The sequence below is a fragment of the Planomonospora algeriensis genome, from assembly GCF_977012225.1.
The window spans coordinates 1-3,367 of the sequence record NZ_CDRNDK010000583.1; the positions used below are offsets into that span (position 1 = coordinate 1).

Annotated in this window: 2 protein-coding genes and 1 pseudogene; all 3 read left to right on the forward strand. The window is 70.7% G+C overall.

Features of this window, described 5'->3' with window-relative positions:
• Positions 1-755: pseudogene (locus tag ACWJ6R_RS32780) on the forward strand (hypothetical protein); the annotation flags it as partial.
• A 36-nt stretch (positions 756-791) separates the two neighbouring features.
• Positions 792-1,169 (forward strand): MarR family transcriptional regulator, encoded by a 378-nt coding sequence (locus ACWJ6R_RS32785; RefSeq protein ID WP_449065936.1) that lies wholly within the window; start codon positions 792-794, stop codon positions 1,167-1,169.
• Positions 1,170-1,309: 140 nt separating this feature from the next.
• Positions 1,310-3,301: a Xaa-Pro dipeptidyl-peptidase gene (locus ACWJ6R_RS32790; RefSeq protein ID WP_449065937.1), complete on the forward strand. Its 1,992-nt coding sequence runs from the start codon at positions 1,310-1,312 to the stop codon at positions 3,299-3,301.
• Positions 3,302-3,367 lie beyond the last annotated feature (66 nt).

The following is a 3,367-nucleotide window of genomic DNA, read 5'->3' on the forward strand; positions in this document are numbered from 1 at the left end:
AGCAGCTGGAGTCCGTCCGGATCGGCACCAAGTCCCTGGCCTACTGGCCGCAGCGCTTCCTGGCCGACCCCGACGCCGACGACACGCTGCGCCTGTTCGAACAGGTCACAACGGCGGGCAAGAACCTCGCCCTCATGGCCCACTTCACCCACCCCCGCGAGATGGAGCCCGGCCTCGTGGCCGACGCCGTACGGCGCATCCTGGCCACCGGGGCGGTGATCCGCACCCAGGCGCCGCTGATCCGCACCGTCAACGACGATGCGGCCGCCTGGTCGTCGATGTGGCGCCTGCACGTGATGGGCATGGTGCCGTACTACATGTTCGTCGAGCGGGACATCGGGCCGCGCGACTACTTCGCGGTGCCGCTGGCCCGGGCCCACGAGATCTTCCGAGACGCCTACGCGGACGTCTCGGGGCTCTGCCGTACCGTGCGGGACCCGTCGATGTCGGCCACACCCGGCAAGGTCTGCGTCGACGGCGTCGCGGAGGTCGCCGGGCGGAAGGTCTTCGTGCTCCACCTCATCCAGGCCCGTGATCCCGGCCTGGTCGGGCGGCCGTTCTTCGCCGAGTACGACCCCGAGGCGGTGTGGCTCACCGACCTGCGGCCGGCCTTCGCCGACCGCTTCCCTACCAGGCTGCCTGACCGGCTGAGACGGCAGGGTGGAAGGCGGGGGAGGGCTGGACCCCGCTACGGCTTCGCCCGCCGTAGCGGGGTCCAGCCCTCCCCGGCCCGTCATGTTTGCATGATGCAATGAGGCGGGCATGGGACGAGCCGTGTAAAAACAGTGCTTATGGCAGAGCGGCAGGCGGATCAGACGAACGGCGAGGATCTCTTCGCGGTCACCTCGGCCGTCCTCACCGGGTCGCGGCTGCTGGTCGCCATCGCGGCCCGCTCGCTGGCCGCGGTGGAGGACAAGGTTACGCTGCCGCAGTTCCGCATGCTCGTCGTCCTGGCCACCCACGGGCAGACCAAACTCGTCACGCTGGCCGAGCGGCTGAGCGTCAACCCCTCCACGGCGATGCGCATGGCCGACCGCCTGGCCGGTACACAACGGTGCATCTGGGAGATCACCCGGAGCAAGCGCTTCATGACCTGTGAGGAGCATGCCCCGGGGCCGGAATGCCGCGCCTTCCTCGTGTCCGCCCCACCCGTTCCGCTGCGGAAGTGATGAACGACCGAATGCTCGGTGTAACCGGGAAACCTCCAACAAGGTTTGATTCGTTACATCCTGGATCTTGCGAGAGAAGATCCATCCGAGGAGATTGACGGCAGTTGTCAAATCTCCATCGGCTTTCGGAGCAACCCCCCATGACCAGATGGAAACACCTCCTGCTCGCCCTGGCAGTGGCCGTACCCGCAGGCGCCCTGCCGGCGGCGGCCGTACCCGCCGCGTCGGCGTCATCCGCGCCCACCCCACCACCCCTGCCGTCCGCGCCGATCGAGAACGGCGAGACCCAGCCCGTCCACTCCCGCGCCGACGCCCTGACCGAGACCGTGTTCGTGGAGGTCGCCGGGACCGACAGCGACACCGACGGCCGCCCCGACCGGGTCGCCGTCGACATCATGCGCCCGGCGGCGACCGCCACCGGGCTGAAGGTCCCGGTCATCATGGAGGCCAGCCCCTACTACGCGGGCGGCAACGACGTGGACAACCACGTCGTCGACCTCGACGGTTCCGACCCCGCGGGCATGGAGTACCGCCGCAACAAGTTCAACGACCTGCGCGAGCAGCTGTTCGGACAGGCCGAGGACCCGGCCGCTGCCCGCGCCGCCGCCGGTCCCTTCCCGGGCTATTACGACAACTACTTCGTGCCGCGCGGCTACGCGGTCGCGCTGGTGGAGAACCTCGGTTCGGGCCGGGCCACCGGCTGCCCGACCGCCGGCCTGCCCAATGAGACCGCCGGGCCGAAGGCCGCGATCGACTGGCTGAACGGCCGGGCCAAGGGCTTCGACGCGGCAGGGAACGAAGTGCGGGCCGGTTGGTCCACCGGGAACGTCGGCATGATCGGCGTCTCCTACAACGGCACCCTGCCCAACGCCGTCGCCGCCACCGGGGTCAAGGGCCTGAAGACCATCGTGCCGATCGCGGCCATCTCCTCCTGGTACGACTACTACCGTTCCAACGGCGGGGTCGTCGCCCCCGGTGGCTACCAGGGCGAGGACGCCGACGTGCTCGCCAGGTACGTGCTGACCAGGGAGAACGGGCAGGAGGTGTGCGGCGGGCTGATGGACGCCATCGAGCGAGACCAGGACCGCGTCACCGGCGACTACACGCGTTTCTGGCACGAACGTAATTACCTGCCCGACGCGCGCAAGGTGCGCGCCGCGGTCTTCGTCGTCCACGGCCTCAACGACTGGAACGTCAAGACCGGGCAGGCCGTCCAGTGGTGGGAGGCGCTGGCGAAGCGCGGCGTGCCGCGCAAGATCTGGCTGCACCAGGGCGCGCACTTCAACCCGTTCAACCTCGCCGGGCGCAACGCCGAGTGGCTGCGCCAGCTGCACCGCTGGTTCGACTTCCACCTGTACGGCCTGCGCAACGGGATCATGGACGAGCCGCAGGCCGACGTCGAGCACGGGCCCGGCCAGTGGGCGCAGCACGCGGCATGGCCGCTGCCCGGCACCCGCGACGTGCGGCTGCACCTGGTCGCGGGTTCCGGCGGAGGCAACGGCGCACTGAGCCCGCGGCACGGTCGGGTGAAGTCCACCGAGTCCTTTGTCGACGCTCCCGCTCGCACGGCCGAGCAGCTCGCCGGGAACGAGACGGCCGCCGACCCGAACCGGCTGGCCTACCTGTCGGCGCCGCTGGCCGAGGACGTCCGCCTCTCCGGCACGCCGGAGGTCGCGGTCAAGGCGGCGTTCTCCGGCGGCCGCTCGCCGTACCTGACGGCGCTGCTGGTCGACTACGGCACCGACGCCCGCGCCTACGGCCAGGTCGCCTACGGCGCCACCCCGGTCTGCTACGGCCAGGGCGTCCCCGGCGACACCGGCTGCGCCCGGCTGGCCGAGCACGTCACCACGACCGCCCCCTTCAAGATCATCACCAGGGGGTGGCTGGACGTCCGCAACCGGCACTCCGCCGCCCGGACCGAACTGCTGCGCGAGGGCCGGTTCTACGACTTCCGCTTCGACTTGCAGCCGAGCGACCACGTCGTCAAGGCGGGGCACCGGATCGGCGTCGTGCTGATCTCCACCGACCACGACTTCACCCTCCGCCTGCCCGCTGGGACCCGGGTCGAGGTCAAGCCGGGCGACAGCTCCGTGACGCTCCCGCTGGTCGGTGGGAGGCGCGCGCTGGACTGACCCGCCCGGTCCGATCCGGCCTCGGACGCCCGGACCGGGTGCCCAGGCCGGGTGCCCGAGGCCCGG

Coding starts and splice junctions, on each gene's coding strand:
- ACWJ6R_RS32785 (WP_449065936.1), top strand. CDS start 792: ATGGCAGAGCGGCAGGCGGATCAGACGAACGGCGAGGATCTCTTCGCG.
- ACWJ6R_RS32790 (WP_449065937.1), top strand. CDS start 1,310: ATGACCAGATGGAAACACCTCCTGCTCGCCCTGGCAGTGGCCGTACCC.